The 17,954-nt window shown below is 73.3% G+C and carries 16 protein-coding genes and 1 tRNA gene; 6 read left to right on the forward strand and 11 right to left on the reverse strand.

All coding sequences use genetic code 11. From position 1 onward, the window contains the following. Positions 1–102 precede the first annotated feature (102 nt). Both ACFVSL_RS09625 and ACFVSL_RS09630 read right to left on the reverse strand, forming a co-directional pair. A complete protein-coding gene (locus ACFVSL_RS09625; protein ID WP_386940526.1) occupies positions 103–1,035 on the reverse strand; it encodes an LLM class F420-dependent oxidoreductase in 933 nt (310 codons plus the stop codon). Between the two features lie 5 nt (positions 1,036–1,040). Then, positions 1,041–1,832: an inositol monophosphatase family protein gene (locus tag ACFVSL_RS09630; protein WP_386940528.1), complete on the reverse strand. Its 792-nt coding sequence runs from the start codon at positions 1,830–1,832 to the stop codon at positions 1,041–1,043. 119 nt (positions 1,833–1,951) lie between these two features. Between ACFVSL_RS09630 and ACFVSL_RS09635 the strand changes: the two genes are divergently transcribed. Continuing rightward, positions 1,952–2,024: transfer RNA gene (locus tag ACFVSL_RS09635), tRNA-Lys, on the forward strand. A 73-nt stretch (positions 2,025–2,097) separates the two neighbouring features. On the opposite strand, the gene ACFVSL_RS09640 is transcribed toward ACFVSL_RS09635, so the two are convergent. The 8 genes from ACFVSL_RS09640 to ACFVSL_RS09675 form a co-directional block, all read right to left on the reverse strand. Next, positions 2,098–2,289 (reverse strand): hypothetical protein, encoded by a 192-nt coding sequence (locus ACFVSL_RS09640; protein WP_386940530.1) that lies wholly within the window; start codon positions 2,287–2,289, stop codon positions 2,098–2,100. 108 nt (positions 2,290–2,397) lie between these two features. Continuing rightward, the gene (locus ACFVSL_RS09645; RefSeq protein WP_386940531.1) at positions 2,398–2,991 is read right to left on the reverse strand and encodes an energy-coupling factor transporter transmembrane component T family protein; all 594 of its coding nucleotides are present in this window, start codon (positions 2,989–2,991) and stop codon (positions 2,398–2,400) included. Between the two features lie 10 nt (positions 2,992–3,001). Continuing rightward, on the reverse strand, positions 3,002–3,685 hold the full coding sequence (locus ACFVSL_RS09650; RefSeq protein WP_386940533.1) for an energy-coupling factor ABC transporter ATP-binding protein: 684 nt from the start codon (positions 3,683–3,685) through the stop codon (positions 3,002–3,004). Further along, a complete protein-coding gene (locus ACFVSL_RS09655) occupies positions 3,682–4,833 on the reverse strand; it encodes a thiolase family protein (RefSeq protein WP_386940535.1) in 1,152 nt (383 codons plus the stop codon). Before ACFVSL_RS09655 ends, ACFVSL_RS09650 begins: the two co-directional genes overlap by 4 nt. Next, positions 4,830–6,110: a long-chain fatty acid--CoA ligase gene (locus ACFVSL_RS09660; protein ID WP_386940537.1), complete on the reverse strand. Its 1,281-nt coding sequence runs from the start codon at positions 6,108–6,110 to the stop codon at positions 4,830–4,832. The genes ACFVSL_RS09655 and ACFVSL_RS09660 overlap by 4 nt, the downstream gene beginning before the upstream one ends. Next, positions 6,107–6,796, reverse strand: coding sequence for a biotin transporter BioY (locus tag ACFVSL_RS09665; RefSeq protein WP_386940538.1), 690 nt, complete (start codon positions 6,794–6,796; stop codon positions 6,107–6,109). The genes ACFVSL_RS09660 and ACFVSL_RS09665 overlap by 4 nt, the downstream gene beginning before the upstream one ends. A gap of 129 nt (positions 6,797–6,925) precedes the next feature. Continuing rightward, positions 6,926–7,393: a hypothetical protein gene (locus tag ACFVSL_RS09670; protein WP_386940540.1), complete on the reverse strand. Its 468-nt coding sequence runs from the start codon at positions 7,391–7,393 to the stop codon at positions 6,926–6,928. Positions 7,394–7,513: 120 nt separating this feature from the next. Next, the gene (locus ACFVSL_RS09675; RefSeq protein ID WP_386940541.1) at positions 7,514–7,702 is read right to left on the reverse strand and encodes a hypothetical protein; all 189 of its coding nucleotides are present in this window, start codon (positions 7,700–7,702) and stop codon (positions 7,514–7,516) included. A gap of 98 nt (positions 7,703–7,800) precedes the next feature. Between ACFVSL_RS09675 and ACFVSL_RS09680 the strand changes: the two genes are divergently transcribed. Genes ACFVSL_RS09680 through ACFVSL_RS09690 form a run of 3 tightly spaced genes read left to right on the forward strand, consistent with a single transcriptional unit; the run spans position 7,801 to position 13,406 of the window. Beyond that, positions 7,801–8,418: a TetR/AcrR family transcriptional regulator gene (locus tag ACFVSL_RS09680; RefSeq protein WP_386940543.1), complete on the forward strand. Its 618-nt coding sequence runs from the start codon at positions 7,801–7,803 to the stop codon at positions 8,416–8,418. A 9-nt stretch (positions 8,419–8,427) separates the two neighbouring features. Beyond that, positions 8,428–11,337: an MMPL family transporter gene (locus ACFVSL_RS09685; protein ID WP_386940544.1), complete on the forward strand. Its 2,910-nt coding sequence runs from the start codon at positions 8,428–8,430 to the stop codon at positions 11,335–11,337. After that, positions 11,334–13,406: a YhgE/Pip family protein gene (locus ACFVSL_RS09690; RefSeq protein ID WP_386940545.1), complete on the forward strand. Its 2,073-nt coding sequence runs from the start codon at positions 11,334–11,336 to the stop codon at positions 13,404–13,406. Before ACFVSL_RS09685 ends, ACFVSL_RS09690 begins: the two co-directional genes overlap by 4 nt. A 109-nt stretch (positions 13,407–13,515) precedes the next feature. Here ACFVSL_RS09690 and ACFVSL_RS09695 read toward each other — a convergent pair whose 3' ends face one another. After that, the gene (locus tag ACFVSL_RS09695; RefSeq protein ID WP_386940547.1) at positions 13,516–13,920 is read right to left on the reverse strand and encodes a RidA family protein; all 405 of its coding nucleotides are present in this window, start codon (positions 13,918–13,920) and stop codon (positions 13,516–13,518) included. Between the two features lie 74 nt (positions 13,921–13,994). On the opposite strand from ACFVSL_RS09695, the gene ACFVSL_RS09700 reads away from it, so the two are divergent. Both ACFVSL_RS09700 and ilvD read left to right on the forward strand, forming a co-directional pair. Beyond that, positions 13,995–16,244, forward strand: a complete 2,250-nt coding sequence (locus tag ACFVSL_RS09700) for a bifunctional alpha,alpha-trehalose-phosphate synthase (UDP-forming)/trehalose-phosphatase (protein ID WP_386940548.1) — start codon at positions 13,995–13,997, stop codon at positions 16,242–16,244. A gap of 9 nt (positions 16,245–16,253) precedes the next feature. Then, on the forward strand, positions 16,254–17,948 hold the full coding sequence (gene ilvD, locus ACFVSL_RS09705) for a dihydroxy-acid dehydratase (RefSeq protein WP_376947712.1): 1,695 nt from the start codon (positions 16,254–16,256) through the stop codon (positions 17,946–17,948). Positions 17,949–17,954 lie beyond the last annotated feature (6 nt).

The following is a 17,954-nucleotide window of genomic DNA, read 5'->3' on the forward strand; positions in this document are numbered from 1 at the left end:
CCGGGCATCGGCGATCGCGGGCGGTCGGGCCCGGCGTCGCGGTGGGATCGCGGTCAGCCTATCGATCGGCACCGACACGCGCGTCGCGGCTCGCCCGGGTGCTCACAGCGCGGCGCGGAGCGCCGGCACCACCTCTGCGGCGATGAGCTCGAGGTGCTCGAGGTCGCGGAGGTCGACGAGCTGCAGGTACACCCGGTCGGCGCCGAGCTCGTGCAGTCGCAGGAGCTTCTCGACGGCGGCCTCGGGGGAGCCGGCGACGTTCACCTCGGCGAACTCGCCGGGCTCCTCGTCGATCGCAGCGAGCCGTCGCCGGTAGTCGCCGTCGTTCTCGGCGACGACCGTCGGCAGCGCCACCGAGGTGCGCAGCGTCGCCGGGTCGCGGTCGACCGCGTCGCAGGCGCGCCGGACCCCGTCGAAGGCGCTGGCGATCTCGTCCTCCGAGCGGAACCCGAGGTTGAACTCCGTCGCGAAGCGCGCGGCGAGCTGCGGGGTGCGCCGAGGCCCGGCGCCGCCGATGATCACCGGCACGCGATCCTGCACGGGCTTCGGCAGCGCGGGGGCGCCCCTCAGCGTGTAGTGCTCGCCCGCGAAGTCGAACTGCTCGCCGAGCGGAGTCGACCAGAGGCCCGTGATCACCTCGAGCTGCTCCTCGAAGAGGTCGAACCGCTTCGGCGGGAACGGCAGCCCGTAGGCCGTGTGCTCCTCGGCGAACCAGCCCGTGCCGAGGCCGAACTCGACGCGCCCGCCCGACATCGCATCGACCTGGGCGACCTGGATCGCGAGGAGCGAGGGGTGGCGGAACGTCGCCGACGAGACGAGCGTGCCGAGGCGGATGCGGTCGGTCTCGCGGGCGAGGCCGGCGAGGGTCGTCCAGGCGTCGCTCGGCCCCGGCAGGGGGTCACCGGCGCCCATGCGCAGGAAGTGGTCGGAGCGGAACCAGCCGTCGAAGCCGAGTCGTTCGGTCGCCTGCGCCTGGGCGAGCTGCTCGTCGTAGCTCGCGCCCTGCTGCGGCTCGGTGAAGATGCAGAGCTCCATCGGCGTCACGCCCGGTCGGCGACGGCGTCGAGCACAGCCGCGTGCAGCAGCCCGTTCGTCGCGAGGGCGCTGCCGTGCCACGGGCCGGGCTCGCCCGTGATCGAGGTGAACCGCCCGCCGGCCTCCTCGACGATCGGCACGAGGGCGGCCAGGTCGTACGGCTTCACGTCGAACTCGCCCGTGATGTCGATGAGCCCCTCGGCGAGCAGCATGTACGACCACAGGTCTCCGTAGGCGCGGTCGCGCCAGACCCGCTCGGCGAGGCCCAGCAGGCGGTCGAGGTAGCCCGCCTCGCGCCACTGCGCGAGGCTCTGGAAGCTCAGCGAGGCGTCGGCGAGCTCGGCCACGGATGACACGGAGATCCGTCGCGGCTCGGCGCCCGGGGCATCCGTGGTGAACGCGCCGCCGCCGGCGGCGGCCCACCAGCGCCGCCCCATCGCGGGGGAGGAGGCGACGCCGACGACCGGCACGCCGTCGACCGCGAGCGAGATGAGCGCGCCCCACACGGGAACGCCGCGCATGAAGTTCGAGGTGCCGTCGATCGGGTCGATGATCCACTGCCGCGAGGCGTCGCCCTCGGTGCCGAACTCCTCGCCGAGCACGCCGTCGTCGGGGCGGGCCTCGGCGAGCCGGTCGCGGATGGCGCGCTCGACGGCGAGGTCGGCCTCGGTCACGAAGGTGCGATCGGGCTTCGTCGACACCGCGAGGTCGGCGCCGCGGAACCGGGCGAGCGCGACGGTGTCGGCGAGGTCGGCGAGTTCGAGGGCGAGGGCGAGATCATCGGCGTAGGCGGTCACCGGTTCAGGCTATCTGTGGCGGTCGGCGACACGCCGTGGGAGACTCGATTGGCGCAGCGCTCGAAGGACTGGTAACGTTGTCGCTCGGTTCGGGTTGTGAAAAAACAGCCGAGAATCACGCACCTCTAGCTCAATCGGCAGAGCAACTGACTCTTAATCAGTGGGTTCAGGGTTCAAGTCCCTGGGGGTGCACTGAAAGCCCCGATCCTCTCGCCAGGGTCGGGGCTTTTTCGTGCGCTCATGCCGCCGGCCCCGCGCGCGGGCCTCACGGCAGGATGCTGCCGCGCGCTTGCCGCATCGCCTTCTCGCGCTCGACGTCGACGGAGTTCGCCACGGCCGAGCCGTCATCGGCCGGCGGGCGCGGCCGGGTGGTGCCGCGACGCCGCATGAACAGCCACTGGCCGACCGCGTAGGCGGCGATCAGTACGACGAGTGCCAGCCAACCGGTCCAGTCCATTCCGCACCTCCGAGTGAGCGCCACTGTACTCGCGTTCGCGTCGTCCGTGGGGAGGCGGCCGCACGCGCGGCAGCATCCGTCGCAGGCGCCGCGGCACCGCTCTCGGCCTCAGTCGTCGAAGCCGCGGGCGATGAGCGCCTCGCCGAGATGATCGGCCGTCTGCAGGGCGCGCACGATCACGGGCACCGCGAGGGCGACGACCGACCCCTCGGCTCCGCGCGCCTTGCGCGCCTCGAGCACCTCGCGCACGATCTCGGCGAGCAGCGGCACGCAGCGGATCGCGAGCGCCAGGGCGAGGCCGACCCGGTCGGCGTCGATCCACCGGCGGAACGGCCGCAGCAGCGTCTGCATCGCGTCGAGCGTCTCGGTCACGGGGGTCGTGAGCGTGTAGAGCGCCGCGAGGGCCACCGCGATCACGAGCCGCAGCCCCATCGTCGCCGCGGCCTCCCAACCGGCGAACAGCCACTGCACGGGCACCGCGAACGCCAGCAACCACAGGATCGGCGCGATCTGGCCCCAGACCGCTCGCGCCGGCAACCGGGCGGGCAGGAACAGCAGCGCCGTCACCGCGGCAGCGACGCCGAGGGCGAGGAGCGAGCTCTGCAGGGCGACGACGGTGACGAACACCGCGAGCAGCCCGAGCTTCACGAGCGCCGGAGTGCGGTGCACGAGCGAGTCGCCGGGGTGGTAGACGACGATCATCGTGTCGCGCTCATCCGATCAGGGCCCGGTAGGCGGCGAGGGCGGGGCGGGGGGCGTCGTCGGCGACGACGCGACCCGACTCCATCACGATCACCCGGTCGAAGTCCTCGAGGAGCTCGAGCTGGTGGCTCACGACGACGAGCCGCTGCTCGAGCGCGGCGAAGTGCTCGGCCACGAACCGTGCGTTGCGCGCGTCGAGGAGCGTCGTCGGCTCGTCGGCGACCACGATCGCCGGGTCGGCGACGAGCACCGAGGCGAGCGCGAGCAGCTGCTTCTGCCCGCCCGAGAGGCGGTGCGCCGGCCGATCGGCGAGTCCGGTCAGCCCGAAGCGCTCGAGCGTCGCCTCGACGCGCGCCGCGGCATCCTCGGCGGGCAGCTTGTGCCGGCGCAGGGTGAAGGCGACGTCCTCGCGGACGGTGGGCATCACGATCTGGTTGTCGGCGTTCGTGAAGACGAAGCCGACCCGTCGGCGCACCTCGCGGCCGCGCCTGGCGACGTCGAGGCCGTCGACCTCGACCCGCCCCGATTTCGGGGTGACGAGGCCGTTGATCATGCGGGCGAGCGTCGACTTGCCCGAGCCGTTCGCGCCGACGATGCCGACGCGGTGCTCGGTGAGGCTCAGCGAGACGTCGTCGACGATGGGCTCGGCGCCGAAGTCGTGCGAGACGCGGTCGAACTCGATGCGGTGATTCATGCTGCGCGCTCCACGATCATGGCGATGCCCTGGCCGCCGCCGATCGAACAGGCGGCGAGGCCCGGCCGATCGTCGTCGGCATCGAGCATGCGGGCGGCGAGGCGCACGAGCAGCACGGCGCCGGAGGCCCCCCACGGGTGCCCGAGGGCGATGGCGCCGCCGTCGGTGTTGACGACCTCCTCGTCGAGGCCGAGCGCGTCGCTCACGGCGAGGAGCTGGGCCGCGAAGGCCTCGGTGATCTCGACGAAGCCGAGGTCGCGGGCGTCGATGCCTGCGCGGGCGAGGGCCGCGGCCGCCGCAGGTGCGGCGCCGAGCCCGGGAAGCGCGGGGTCGCCGGCTGCGACCGCGGCGGCGCGCACCCGCAGCGCGGGGAGGCCGAGCTCGCGGGCGAGCTCGGGCAGGGTCACGGCCATCGCCGCGGCGCCGTCGGAGAATCCGCACGAGTTGCCGGCGGTGACGGTGCCCGTGCCGCCGCCGGCCCGCTCGCCGTGCTCGGTCGCGAACGCCGGGGCGAAGCGGGCGAGCAGCGCAGGGCTCATCGTGCGCGGGCGGTCGTCGCGCGCCACGTCGTCGACGGCGACCAGCTCGTCGTCGAAACGGCCCGCCCGCTGCGCCGCGAGCGCGAGCCGGTGCGAGCGCTCCGCCCAGGCGTCCTGGCGGGCGCGCGTGATGCCGCGCACTGCCGCGAGGCGGTCGGCGGCGGGGCCCATGTCGGGGTCGGCGAAGCCGAGGGGTGCGAACGGGGCGCGGGTGTACTGCTCGCCGGTCTCGGGCCAGAGGCGGTGCGGCGCGGTCGACGCCGACTCCGCGCCGCCCGCGAGGACGAGACGGGCGTCGCCGGCGCGCACGCGCGAGGCCGCCTGCATGACCGCGTCGAGCCCCGAGCCGCATTGGCGGTCGACCGTCACGCCGGGCACCGAGGTGCCGAGCCCGGCACGGAGCGCCGCCACCCGGGCGAGGTCGCCGCCGGGGCCCATGCAGTTGCCGAGCACGACGTCGTCGATCTCGAGGCCGGCAGGGGCGACGTGCGCCGCCACCTCGGCGAGCACGGGCGCGGCGAGCGCGTCGACGGGGTGGGTCGCGAAGCCGCGGCCGGCGGTGCCGATCGGGGTGCGCCGGGCGGCGACGATCACGGGGGCGGCGGTCATGCGGTCTCGCCTTCGACGGGCGCCACGGGAACGGGAGCCGGGAGTGCGGAGTGCCCGGCGGCGACGGGGATGCCGAGCGCGCCCGCACCGAGCGCCGAGCGCACCGCGCCCCGGGCGACCTTGCCCGAGTCGGTGCGCGGCACGGCGCGGAAGTACCACCGGCGGGGAAGCTCGGCGGGCTCGAGGCCGATGCGCGCCCCCTCGATCACCGACCGCTGTACCGCGTCGGGGCCGGGGACGCCGTCGGTCGCGAGGCGGGAGAGCTCGACGACGGCCACGACGCGCTCGCCGAGGAGCTCGTCGGGCTCGCCGACGACCGCCGCGGCGGCGACGCCGGGCAGTGCCGTGAGCACGGCCTCCACGTGCTCGGCGAGCACCGTCGCGCCCGCGGTCGTGACGGCCGCGTCGCCGCGGCCGAGCACGCGCAGCCGGCCGTCGGATGCGGTGTCAGCGAGGTCGCCGACCGTCGCGAACCCGGCGGCGTCCCGACGCAGCATCCCGCCGCCGATCGCCTCGATCGCGAGGTAGGGGGACCGCGCCCAGAGCTCGCGCCCGCCTGCGGCGTCGCGCAGCGTGAGCTCGGCGCCCGGGAACGGCTCGAGGCCGTCGCCGCGTCCGACCGCGACGAACGAGAGCTCGGCGGCGCCGTAGTACTCGACCAGGCGCAGCCGGGCCCGGGCGGCGTCGCGCAGGGAGGCGCTCATCGCGGCGCCGGCGACGACGGCGGTGCGCACGTCGAGCCCGTCGTCGAGGAGCCGCAGGAGCTTCGTCGGCGTCGCGTGCACGACGCTCGCGTCGCGCAGCCCGTCGCCCGCCGATGCACCGGCCCAGAGTGCGTGCAGCGTCGCGTAGAGGTGCATCGAGACGTGCAGGGGGCCGGTGACCGCCACGTGGTCGGATACCCCGATGCCGGCGATCTCCGCGAGCGGCGCCGCCGAGGCGAGCCACGACGCCTCGGTGCGGGCGACGACCGTGGAGGCGCCGCCCGAGGAGCCCGAGGTGCGCAGCGCGAGCGCCGTGCCCTCGGGAAGGCGGCCGTCGAGGCCGGCGGCCTCCTCGGGACCGCCGCCGACGAGCACGGGCCGGCCGCGCTCGAGCGCGGCCAGCACGGTCGTGACGAGCTCGACGGGCGGCATGCCGGCGGGGCATCCGATGAGGCCCTCACCCGGCGGGAGCTCGGCTGCGGCGACCGCCGCGGCGAGCTCGCCGACGCGCACGACGTCGCCGCCGAACGCGAGGGCGGGCGCGCCGGGCGATCCCCGCAGCCACTCGCTCATGCGGCGTCGGCCGCCGTCGTGCCGGGGGTGCCCGCGTCGCGGCGCGCCCACGGCCACGGGCGGGGCTCGATGAGCCCGGGCCAGGCGCGGTGCACGCTCTTCGCGACGAGCACCGTGACGACCACCTTCAGGATGTCGCCGGGCAGGAACGCGGTCGCGCCGAGGAGCGCGACGCCGATCGGGGTGCCCGTGATCGCGGCGAACACGGGGACGCCGATGAGGTAGATCGCGACGATGCCGCCGAGCGCCGTCCAGAGCAGGGCGGGAACGATGCGGTAGCGGGGGAGCAGGCGCGCGGTCGCCCAGCCGATCACGGCGACGCCGAGGAGCCAGCCCGCCAGGTAGCCGACCGAGGGGCCGACGAAGACGCCGAGACCGCCGCGGCCGCCCGACAGCAGGGGGAGCCCCGCAGCGACGAGCACGAGCAGGAGGGCCACCGAGAGGAACCCCTTGCGAGCCCCGAGGATCGCCCCGGCGAGCATGACGCCGAGGGTCTGGAAGGTGATCGGCACGGCGGTGCCGCCGAGGTAGAGCGCGCCGGGCAGGCCGAGCGCGGCGATGAGGCCGGTGAACACGGCGATCTGGGCGAGATCGCGCGCGGTGCCCCGACGCTTCGGCGCAGGCGCGGTGACGGATGCCTCGTCGGCGATCTCGGAGGACGGGGTGCTGCTCGGTGCGGTGCTCATCGGTTCCCCTCTGGTGGCGTGGCGGGCGGATCACCCGTGATTTCACGCTAGAAGGGCGGGGGAGGGCCCCGTCGGCTCAGCCGTACAAGAATGCACGGCCGATTTTGGAACGGCGCCGATTCGACCGGCTCAGGCGGCGGCGCGCGTCTCGAGCTCGGTCATCGGCCCGATCATGCACACCTCGGCGAGCTCGGATGCCTCGACGTCGACGACCGCGGCGTCGCTCGCCTCGTCGGCGACCGGGTCGGCCCAGACGATGAGCGGTGCGGGCTCCCAGCCGAGGGCCATCGACTCCTCGCCGGCGGGAACGACGACGGCGACCGAGTCGCGCTCGTCGAGGATCGCGCGGGTGAGCTCGGCCGCGATCTGGTGCGTCAGCATCGCGTGGAAGATACGGTCGGTGTCGCCGTCGGAGCGGCGGACGAGCGACCAGCCGCCGCCCTGCCCGATGAACTCGGAGAGTCGTGCGTTCAGGAGTTCGAAGATGTGCTCACCGCGCAGGTCTGCCGCGGTCGGGCGCGGCGGAGTCGTGGCAGGAGCGGCAGCGTGTGCGGAGGCCTGGGCGGCAAGCCGTGCGCGGCGCCAGCGGCGGAACATCGGTGGCCCCTCTCGGTCGTGGTGCAGCGGGTACTGCGTCGTCTCGGGTCGTTCGTCCCAGTTTCGGGCACGGCGGCGCGGATTCCGAATGACACGCCGCGCTCGCGTCGCGTCGGCGTGCTATTCGCCGAGATCGTGGCGCTTCGTCTCCTCGGCGACGGTGCCGATGGCGATCGCGAGGCTCGCCGCCCACGACACCCACATCAGCAGGAGGCGCCAGTCGCGCGGCCCGTCGGCCGTGGCCTTCGCCACGCCGATGCCGCTGATGACGGCGCTGATCACGGCTCCGCTGAAGAGGTACTTGCGCATGTCGGCCACGCTACCGTGCGGTGAACGCGGGCTGGGAGTCATCCGTGAATCTGACCGATCGTGCAGGATCTGACCGATCGGTCAATTACCGTCGGAACATGCCCACCGATGCGACCCTCCCTTCGCGCGCCCGCGCCAGCGACGAACTCCTGCGCGCCGCGCTCGAGCAGTTCGCGACCGTCGGCTTCGCCGGCACCTCGCTCCAGCAGATCGCCGACCACGCCGGCTACTCGAAGTCGAGCGTGCTCTACCACTACGCCTCGAAGGAGGCGCTGCTCGAGGCGGCGATCACCCCGGCGATCGAGCGCCTCGAGGTGCTCGTGGGCGAGTTCGCCGAGGGGCGCCGCTCCGACGCCGCGCGCGGCGTCTTCATCGGGCGCTTCGTCGACCTCCTGCTCGGCGAGCGTCTCGCCGTGCACCTCTTCGTCAGCCAGGGGTACTCGCTCGGCGACATCCCGATCGTCGAACGCGGCAACGCCGCCATCCGCGTGCTCGCCGACGCCATCTGCAGCGGCGCGACCCTGATCGAGCAGATGCGCTTCGGCGTCGCGCTCGCGGGCGCCACGTACGCGCTCGTCGCCGGTGCCACGTTCTTCGACGCGGAAGACCCCCTGAACGAGAACCTGAACGCCCACACCGACGACGAGGTGCGCGACGCCCTCGTCGCGGTCGTCTCCGAACTCCTGCTCCCGGCCGACGGCCGCCAGACCCGATAGGCCTCGCCCATGGCTCTCCTCCTGCACCGCATCGGCCGCTTCGCGTACCGGCGCGCCTGGCTCGTCATCGTCGCCTGGGTGCTCGCGCTCGGGGCCCTGCTCGGCGCCGGCCTCGGTCTCGGCGGCCAGCTCCAAGACTCCTTCGCCATCCCCGGCACCGAGTCGCAGACCGCGATCGACCAGCTCGCCGCCGTGTTCCCCCAGACCGCCGGCGCCTCGGCGAAGGCCGTCATCGAAGCCCCGGAGGGCGACACCGTCGAGTCGGCCGACGCCCGCGCCGCCATCGAGGACATGGAGGCCGAGCTCGAGGACGTCGACGGCGTCGCGAGCGTGCTCGGCCCGTTCGACGAGTACGCGGGCGACCAGATCTCGGGCGACGAGCGCACCGCGTACATCCAGATCACCTTCGACGGGCAGGTCACCGACGTGACGCCCGAGATGCTCGACGCCGTCACCGCGACCGGCGCGATCGGCGAGGAGGCGGGCCTCGCGGTCGCCTTCGGCGGCGACGTGTTCCAGGAGACGAGCTTCGGCCTCACCATCACCGAGGTGTTCGGCGTGCTCTTCGCCGCGGTCGTGCTCATCATCACCTTCGGCTCGCTGCTCGCGGCCGGGATGCCGCTGCTCACCGCGCTCGTCGGCGTCGGCGCCGCCTCGGGCGGCATCCTCATCGTCGCGTCGTTCGCGACGGTGTCGTCGACCGCGCCGATGCTCGCCGTGATGATCGGGCTCGCGGTCGGCATCGACTACGCCCTCTTCATCCTGTCGCGGCACCGCAACCAGCTCGCGCGCGGCCAGGACCCCGAGGACAGCGCGGCCGAGGCCGTGGCGACCGCGGGCGGCGCGGTCGTGTTCGCGGGTCTCACGGTGATCATCGCGCTGCTCGGCCTGCTCGTCGTCGGCATCCCCTTCCTCAGCGTCATGGGCGTCGGCGCCGCCTTCGCGGTGCTCATCGCGGTCATCGGCGCGGTCACCCTGCTGCCCGCCCTCCTCGGCGTCTTCGGCAAGCGGCTCGCGCCGAAGCCCGGCAGCCGGGCCCACCGCCGGGCCAACGCCGCCGACGACGGCGGCAAGCCCACCATGGGCCGGCGCTGGGTCGACCTCGTGCTGAAGGCCCCCGTCGTCTTCGTGGTGCTCGTCATGGGCCTCCTCGGCGCCGCCGCGATCCCCGCCGCGAGCCTCGACCTCAACCTGCCGAACAACGCGGGCACGCCGGGCTCCACCCAGCGCGAGGCGTACGAGATGATCGAGAGCGGCTTCGGCCCGGGCTACAACGGCCCGCTCATCGTCACGGTCGACATCACGCAGACGACCGACATCTTCGACGACCTCGACGCCATCGGCGCCCGGCTCGGCGAACTCGACGACGTCGCCTACGTCGGCGAGGGCCTGCCGAACGAGACCGTCGACACCGCGATCATCCAGGTCGTGCCCGAGAGCGCGCCCGACACCCCCGAGACGAAGGCGCTCGTCGAGGAGATCCGCGAGCTCGCCCCCTCCATCGAGGAGGAGTTCGGCACCGCGATCGCGGTCACCGGGTACACCGCCGTCGCGATCGACATCTCGAACCGGCTCGCCGACGCGCTCATCCCGTTCGCGCTCATCGTCGTCGGGCTCTCCATCGTGCTGCTGCTCATGGTGTTCCGATCGGTCTTCGTGCCGATCAAGGCGGCCCTCGGCTTCCTGCTCTCGGCGTTCGGCGCGATCGGCGTCACCGTGGCGATCTTCCAGTGGGGATGGTTCGCCGAGCTGCTGCACGTCGAGCCCGGCCCGATCCTGAGCTTCCTGCCGATCCTGCTGATGGCGGTGCTCTTCGGCCTCGCCATGGACTACGAGGTGTTCCTCGTCTCGGGCATGCGGGAGGAGTACGTGAAGACGAAGGAACCGCGCACCTCGATCGTGCACGGCTTCCAGCACGCCGCGCGCGTGGTCACCGCCGCCGCGCTCATCATGTTCTTCGTGTTCTTCGCCTTCGTGCCCGAGGGATCGGGGGTGATCAAGGGCATCGCCTTCGCCCTCGCGATCGGCGTCGCCTTCGACGCCTTCCTCGTGCGCATGACGCTCGTGCCGGCCGCCATGGCCCTCGCGGGCAAGGCCGCCTGGTGGCTTCCGGCGTGGCTCGCGAAGCGCCTGCCCGACGTCGACATCGAGGGGGAGGGCCTGCGCGCCCACCTCGAGCAGGAGGAGTGGGCCGCCGCCCGCCCCGCCGCGATCAACGTCGACGACGCCGTGTTCGGCCTCGCCGAGCGCCCCATCGGCCCGCTCTCGGTCGAGGTGCCCGCGGGCGGTGTGCTCGTCGTGCGCGGCGACGCCGTCGAACGACGGGTCGTCGCGGCGACCCTCGCAGGCCGGCTCGCGCCCGTCTCGGGCCGCGTCGCCGTCGAGGGCACGCCTCTCCCGACCGGGCAGGGACGCGTGATGCGCCACGTCGCGATGGCCGAGGTCGCCGCGAACGCGCCGACGGGCACGACGGTGGGCGAGCTCATCACCGCTCGTCTCGACGCGACCCGGCCCTGGTACCGCCTCGGCGTCTCGGCCTCGCAGGTGCGCGACTGGACGGAGCGGGCGGCCCGCGCGCTCGCCACCGGAGCGCAGGCGGACCCTCCCGCGCGTGCCGCCGCACTGCGCTTCGACGTCGACACCCCGCTCGCCTCGCTCGGCGCGGAGGCGCGCACGGTCGTGGCCGTCGCCGCCGCGCTCGCCGAACGGCCGAGGCTCGTCGTGCTCGACCTCGACGACGACCCGAGCGGCGCGAGCGCCGAGCTCTGGTCGGCCCTCGCCGCGATCGTGCCCGCGTCGGTGACCCTGATCGTCGGACTCGGCGCCGCGGCGTCGTCGCCCGAGGTCTCGCCCGCACTCGCAGCCCGTGGCATCCGCACCCTCGAACCCGTCTCTCGCAGCCTGGAGGCACACCGATGAGCACCCGACTCTCCCGCCTGTTCGGCTCGACCCCGGCGCAGCGCCGCACCCGGCTCGGGGTGCTCGTCGCCGCCGTGATCGCCGTGCCGCTCGCCGTCGCCGGCCTCGTGTCGGGCGCCCTCGGCGGCGCGACCGACAACCTCGAGCAGATCCCCGCGGTCGTCGTGAACAACGACGAGATGGTCACGATGACGCTGCCCGACGGCACCGAGCAGCCCGTGCTGGCAGGCCGGCAGCTCGTCACCGAGCTGACCGGGCCCGACACCGCGGGCTTCGCCTGGACGATCTCGAACGACGAGGAGGCGGCCGACCTGCTCGCCTCGGGCGACGCCTACGCCGTGCTCACGATCCCGTCGGACTTCTCGGAGTCGGTCACCTCGATCTCGGGCCAGTCGCCCACGCAGGCGAACCTCGACATCCGCACCGACGACGCGCACGGCTACCTCGCCGGCTCGGTCGCGCAGTCGGTCGGCGACGCGATGTCGACCGCGTTCGGCCGCGAGCTCACGGCCCAGTACCTCGAGGGCTTCTACGGGAACCTCGCCGAGATGGGCGGTTCGCTCGGCGACGCCGCCGACGGCGCGACGCAGCTCTCGAGCGGCATCGGCACGCTGTCGGGCGGGCTCGGCAAGCTCTCCGACGGCGTCGGGCAGGCGGCCTCGGGCGCATCGGATGCCGCGACCGGCGCCTCGGCCTACGCCGACGGCGTCGCGCAGTACACCGACGGCGTCGACGGCATCGCGAGCGGGCTCGGCTCGTACTCGGCCGGTGTGAACCAGTACACGACGGGTGTCGACGAGATCGCGAGCGGGCTCGCCGGGCTCAACGCGGGCGCGCAGCCGCTCGACGAGCTCGCGACCGGGGTCACGGGCTACGTCGCGGGAGTGAACGGCGTGATCGGGCAGATCGAGGGGGGCATCGTGCCGCTGATCGAGCAGCTCGAGAAGCTCGCCGAGACCAACCCCGAGCTGAAGCCGACCATCGACGAGGCGATCGCACGGCTGGACGAGGCACAGGGTCAGCTCACGGGCTTCCAGCAGCAGGGCACCGCGCTCGAGCAGGGCAACCGCGCCGCCGTCGACGGTGTGCTGGGCGGGCTCGCGAAGCTCTCCTCGGGGGCGTCGCAGCTCTCGGCGGGCTCGGCTGGACTCCGTAGCGGCGCCTCGGGCCTCGCCTCGGGCGCGGCGCAGCTCTCGGCCGGCTCCTCGGGCCTCAGCGACGGCGCGAGCGGACTCGCCTCGGGCATCGGCGAGCTCGCCGGCGGCCTCGGCGAGCTGCAGGCCGGTGCCGACGGTGCGGCCTCGGGCGCTACCCAGCTCGCGAGCGGTGCCGACGATCTCGCAGCAGGCCTCACCGAGGGGGCCGAAGCCGCGCAGCAGCTCGGCGACATCGACGCCGCGAAGACGGCCGACGTCGTCGCCGAGCCGGTCACGGTCGACGCGACCCGCGACCACGAGATCAGCTCGACGGGCGAGGTCATCGGCATGCTGTTCGTGCCGGTCGGGCTCTGGCTCGGCGCGATGGCGATGTTCCTCGTGTTCCGCCCGTTCGGGCGCGAGGCACTGCGCAGCACCGCCTCGACGGGTGGTCTCGTCTGGCGCGCCCTTGCGCGCGCCGGCCTGCTGGCCCTGGCGCAGGCCGTCGCGGTCGTGCTGCTGCTGCACGGCGCGATGGGCGTGGCGTGGAGCCTGCTGCCGCAGACGCTCGCCTTCGCAGCGCTGCTCGCGCTCGTCTTCACGGCGCTGCACGCGTTCCTCACGGTCTGGCTGGGGCGCGCGGGGCTGCTGGTCTCGCTCGTCCTCGTGGCGCTGCAGCTCACTGCGGCCGGCGGGCTCGTGCCCATCGAGGTGCTCGCAGGGCCGTACCAGGCGATCAGCCCGTTCCTGCCGCTGACCTGGGCGGTGCAGGGCATGCAGTCGATCATCGCCGGGGCGGGCGCGGGCGCCATCGCCGGGGCCGCAGGAGTGCTCGTGCTCTTCGGGCTGCTGGCGATCGCGGGCACCGCGTTCGTCGTGGGCCGGCGCCGGGGCATCCGCTCGATCGGATTCGCCGCGACCGCGCTCGGATGATCCGGGGGTCGGCCGGCTCCTGACGACGGAGCGCGTCGGGATCACGTCAAGTGGTCTCGATGCGCGCTGTCGTGCTCGACCGACCGGGCGCCGCGCTCGTCGCGCTGCGCTATTCGGACGGCGGCAGCGCCGCGATCGCGCTCACCTCGATGAGCGCGCCGGGCACGCCGAGCGCGCGCACGACGGCGGCCGTCACGAGGGGTGGGGCGCCCGGCCCCGCGAGTCGCGGTGCGATCGCGCCGTACGCCGCGCCGAGGTCGGCGCCCTCGGCGATGTGCACCGTCCACTGCACCACGTCGGCGAGGCGGGCGCCCGCGGCCTCGAGCGCGATCTCGGCGTTGTCGACCGCGCGGACCGACTGCGCGGCGACGTCGTCGGAGACGACCGCGCCGGTCTCGTCGACGCCGTTCTGGCCCCCGAGGTAGATCGTCGTCGCCCCCGGCGGCACGACGGCGACGTGGCTGAATGCGGGACTCACGACGAGCCCGACGGGTTGCAAGCGTGTGATCTCCATGCCCCGACGATCGCACTGACCGCCGACATCGCACTGTTAGCCTGAAGGACAGCGCGAGGAGGGACATCCGCTCTATGAACGCCCCCGAACCATCACGCGACGACCTGTACGTCGATGCCGCCTACGACATGATCGTGGTCTCGAACCGCCTGCCCGTCGACTACCAGGCCGGGCCCGACGGCGAGACGCAGTGGCGGAGCTCGCCCGGCGGACTCGTCACCGCGCTCGAACCGGTCATGCGCGCCGCCGACGGCGCCTGGATCGGGTGGGCGGGGGTCGCCGATCGCGAGTTCGACCCGTTCGAGCACGACGGCATCTCGATCATCCCGGTGCCGCTCAGCGAGTCGGAGCTCGAGGAGTACTACGAGGGCTTCTCGAACGACACCCTCTGGCCGCTCTACCACGACGTCATCGCCCCGCCCTCGTTCCACCGCGAGTGGTGGGACGCATACGTGCGCGTCAACCGGCGCTTCGCCGAGGCCGCCGCGCGGGCCGCGTCGCCCGGCGCGGTGGTCTGGGTGCAGGACTACCAGCTGCAGCTCGTGCCGCGGATGCTCCGCGAGACCCGCCCCGATCTCGTCATCGGCTTCTTCAACCACATTCCGTTCCCCGCATACGGCATCTACTCGCAGCTGCCCTGGCGCCGCCAGGTGGTCGACGGACTGCTCGGCGCCGACGTGATCGGCTTCCAGCGCGCCGCCGACGCGGGCAACTTCTCGCGCGCGGTGCGCCGCCTGTTCGGCTACGCGACGCGCGGCAGCGTCATCGACGTGCCGGATGCCTCGGGGGAGGTGCGGCACGTCGTCGCCCGGCACTTCCCGATCTCGATCGACGCCGCGGGCTTCGAGGAGATCGCCCGGCGCCCCGAGGTGCAGGCGCGTGCGCGCGAGATCCGCGAGAGCCTCGGCAACCCCGAGACGATCATGCTCGGCGTCGACCGGCTCGACTACACGAAGGGCATCCGGCACCGGTTGAAGGCGTTCGGCGAGCTGCTGCGCGACGGCCGGCTCTCGGTCGAGCAGGCGACCCTCGTGCAGGTCGCGAGCCCGTCGCGCGAACGCGTCGAGACGTACCGCCAGCTCCGCGACGAGATCGAGCTCATGGTCGGCCGGCTGAACGGCGACTACTCGACCCTCGGGCACCAGGCGATCGCGTACCTCCACCACGGCTACCCCCGCGAGGAGATGGTGGCGCTCTACCTCGCCGCCGACGTCATGCTCGTCACGGCGCTCCGCGACGGCATGAACCTCGTCGCGAAGGAGTACGCCGCCTGCCGCTTCGACGAGGACGGGGTGCTCGTGCTCAGCGAGTTCACCGGCGCCTCCGACGAGCTGCGCCAGGCCGTGCTGGTGAACCCGCACGACATCGAGGGCCTGAAGGACGCGATCGTCGAGGCGGCGTCGATGCCCAAGCGCGAGCGGGCCCGGCGCATGCGGGCGCTGCGCAGGCGGGTCCGCGAGAACGACGTCGCGAACTGGTCGGCGACGTTCCTGAAGACGCTCACCGGCGCGGGGATCATCGAGCCCGGCGTGCCCGACTCGCTCACGTCGGCGATGCGCCGCATCGCCGGCACCGAGCGGCTGCTCGTCGCGCTCGACTTCGACGGCACCCTCGCACCGCTCGTCGACCGCCCCGAGGACGCGCGGGCGACCCGGCGCGCCCTCGCCGCCGTCGAGCGGCTCGCCTCCGCCGACGACACCCGCGTGGCGATCGTCTCGGGCCGCGCGCTCGGGAGCCTCCGCGAGGTCGCCGAGCCGCCGCACGGGGCGCTGCTGAGCGGTTCGCACGGCGTCGAGCTGCAGCTCGACGGCGGCGAGGTCATGATCGAGCTGCGCGACAGCGAGCTCGGCGACCTCGAGCGGCTCGGAGACCTCCTCGGCGAGATCGCCGCGAGCGAGGACGGGGCCTGGGTCGAGCAGAAGCCCGCGGGCCTCGCCCTGCACACCCGCAAGGTCGCCCAGGCCGCGCGGGGCAGCGAGGTGCAGCGCGCGGCGCGCGAGCGCGTCGGCCGGGAGCTGCCCGAGCTGACGATGCGCAGCGGCAAGGGCGTCGTCGAGTTCTCGGTGCGGCCGAGCGACAAGGGCGAGGCGCTCACCCGGCTGCGGCAGCACGCGGGCGCCAGTGCGGTCGTCTACGTGGGCGACGACGTCACCGACGAGGACGCCTTCGCAGCGCTCCAGGACGAGGACCTCGGCGTGAAGGTCGGCCAGGGCAAGTCGCTGGCGGCCCACCGGGTGCGTAGCCCCGAGGACGTCGCCGAGCTCCTCGAGCGCCTCGCGGACGAGCGTGACACACAGCGCGGGGGCCCCTCGCGCTGGCCATAGACTCGACGCATGTCGGAGTTCGATCCCAAACCGCGTAGTCGTACTGTCACCGATGGCATCGAGGCCATGACGAGCCGGGGCATGCTCCGAGCCGTCGGCATGGGCGATGCCGACTGGGACAAGCCCCAGATCGGCATCGCGAGCTCGTGGAACGAGATCACGCCCTGCAACCTCTCGCTCGGCCGGCTCGCGCAGGCCGCGAAGGAGGGCGTGCACGGCGGCGGCGGCTACCCGCTGCAGTTCGGCACCGTCTCGGTGTCCGACGGCATCTCGATGGGCCACGAGGGCATGCACTTCTCGCTCGTCTCGCGCGAGGTCATCGCCGACTCGGTCGAGGTCGTCATGCAGGCCGAGCGCCTCGACGGCTCGGTGCTGCTCGCCGGCTGCGACAAGTCCATCCCGGGCATGCTCATGGCGGCGGCCCGCCTCGACCTCGCGAGCGTCTTCCTCTACGCCGGCTCGATCGCCCCCGGCTGGGTCCGCCTGTCCGACGGCACCGAGAAGGACATCACGATCATCGACTCCTTCGAGGCGGTCGGCGCGGTCAAGGCCGGCACCATGTCCGAGGAGGACGCGAAGCGCATCGAGTGCGCGTTCGCACCCGGCGAGGGCGCCTGCGGCGGCATGTACACCGCGAACACCATGGCCTCCGTCGCCGAGGCGCTCGGCCTCTCCCTGCCGGGCTCGGCGTCGCCCGCTTCGGCCGACCGCCGCCGCGACTACTACGCGCACCGCTCGGGCGAGGCCGTCGTGAACCTGCTGAACAAGGGCATCACGGCCCGGCAGATCCTGACGAAGAAGGCGTTCGAGAACGCGATCGCCGTGGGCATGGCGCTCGGCGGCTCGACCAACATCGTGCTGCACCTGCTCGCGATCGCCCGCGAGGCCGAGGTCGACCTCACGCTCGACGACTTCAACCGCATCGGGTCGAAGGTGCCGCACATCGGCGACCTCAAGCCCTTCGGCAAGTACGTCATGAACGACGTCGACCGCCGCGGCGGCGTGCCGGTGCTCATGAAGGCCCTGCTCGACGCGGGCCTGCTCCACGGCGACGTGCTGACCGTGACCGGCAAGACGATGGCCGAGAACCTCGCCGAGATGAACCTGCCCCCGCTCGACGGCGAGGTGCTGCACACCCTCGACGACCCGATCCACGAGACCGGCGGCCTCACGATCCTGCACGGCACGCTCGCGCCCGAGGGCGCGGTCGTGAAGACGGCCGGCTTCGACGCCGCCGTGTTCGAGGGCCCCGCGCGGGTGTTCGAGCGCGAGCGCGGCGCGATGGACGCCCTGACGAACGGCGAGATCAAGCACGGCGATGTCGTCGTGATCCGCTACGAGGGGCCGAAGGGCGGGCCCGGCATGCGCGAGATGCTCGCCATCACCGCGGCCATCAAGGGCGCAGGTCTCGGAAAAGATGTACTACTCTTGACGGACGGTCGATTCTCAGGCGGCACAACCGGCCTGTGCATCGGCCATCTGGCACCCGAAGCAGTAGACGCAGGTCCTATTGCTCTCGTGCGCGATGGTGATCTTATTCGGGTCGATATCGCAGCCCGGTCCATCGACCTACTTGTCGACGAGGCCGAGCTGGCCGCCCGCCGTGAAGGCTGGGCTCCGCTTCCCCCGCGCTACACCCGAGGCGTTCTCGCGAAGTACTCGAAGCTCGTGCGTTCCGCCGCCGAAGGCGCCACGACGGGCTGAGCGCTG

Source organism: Agromyces sp. NPDC058064, assembly GCF_042885275.1.
Taxonomy (GTDB): Bacteria; Actinomycetota; Actinomycetes; order Actinomycetales; family Microbacteriaceae; genus Agromyces.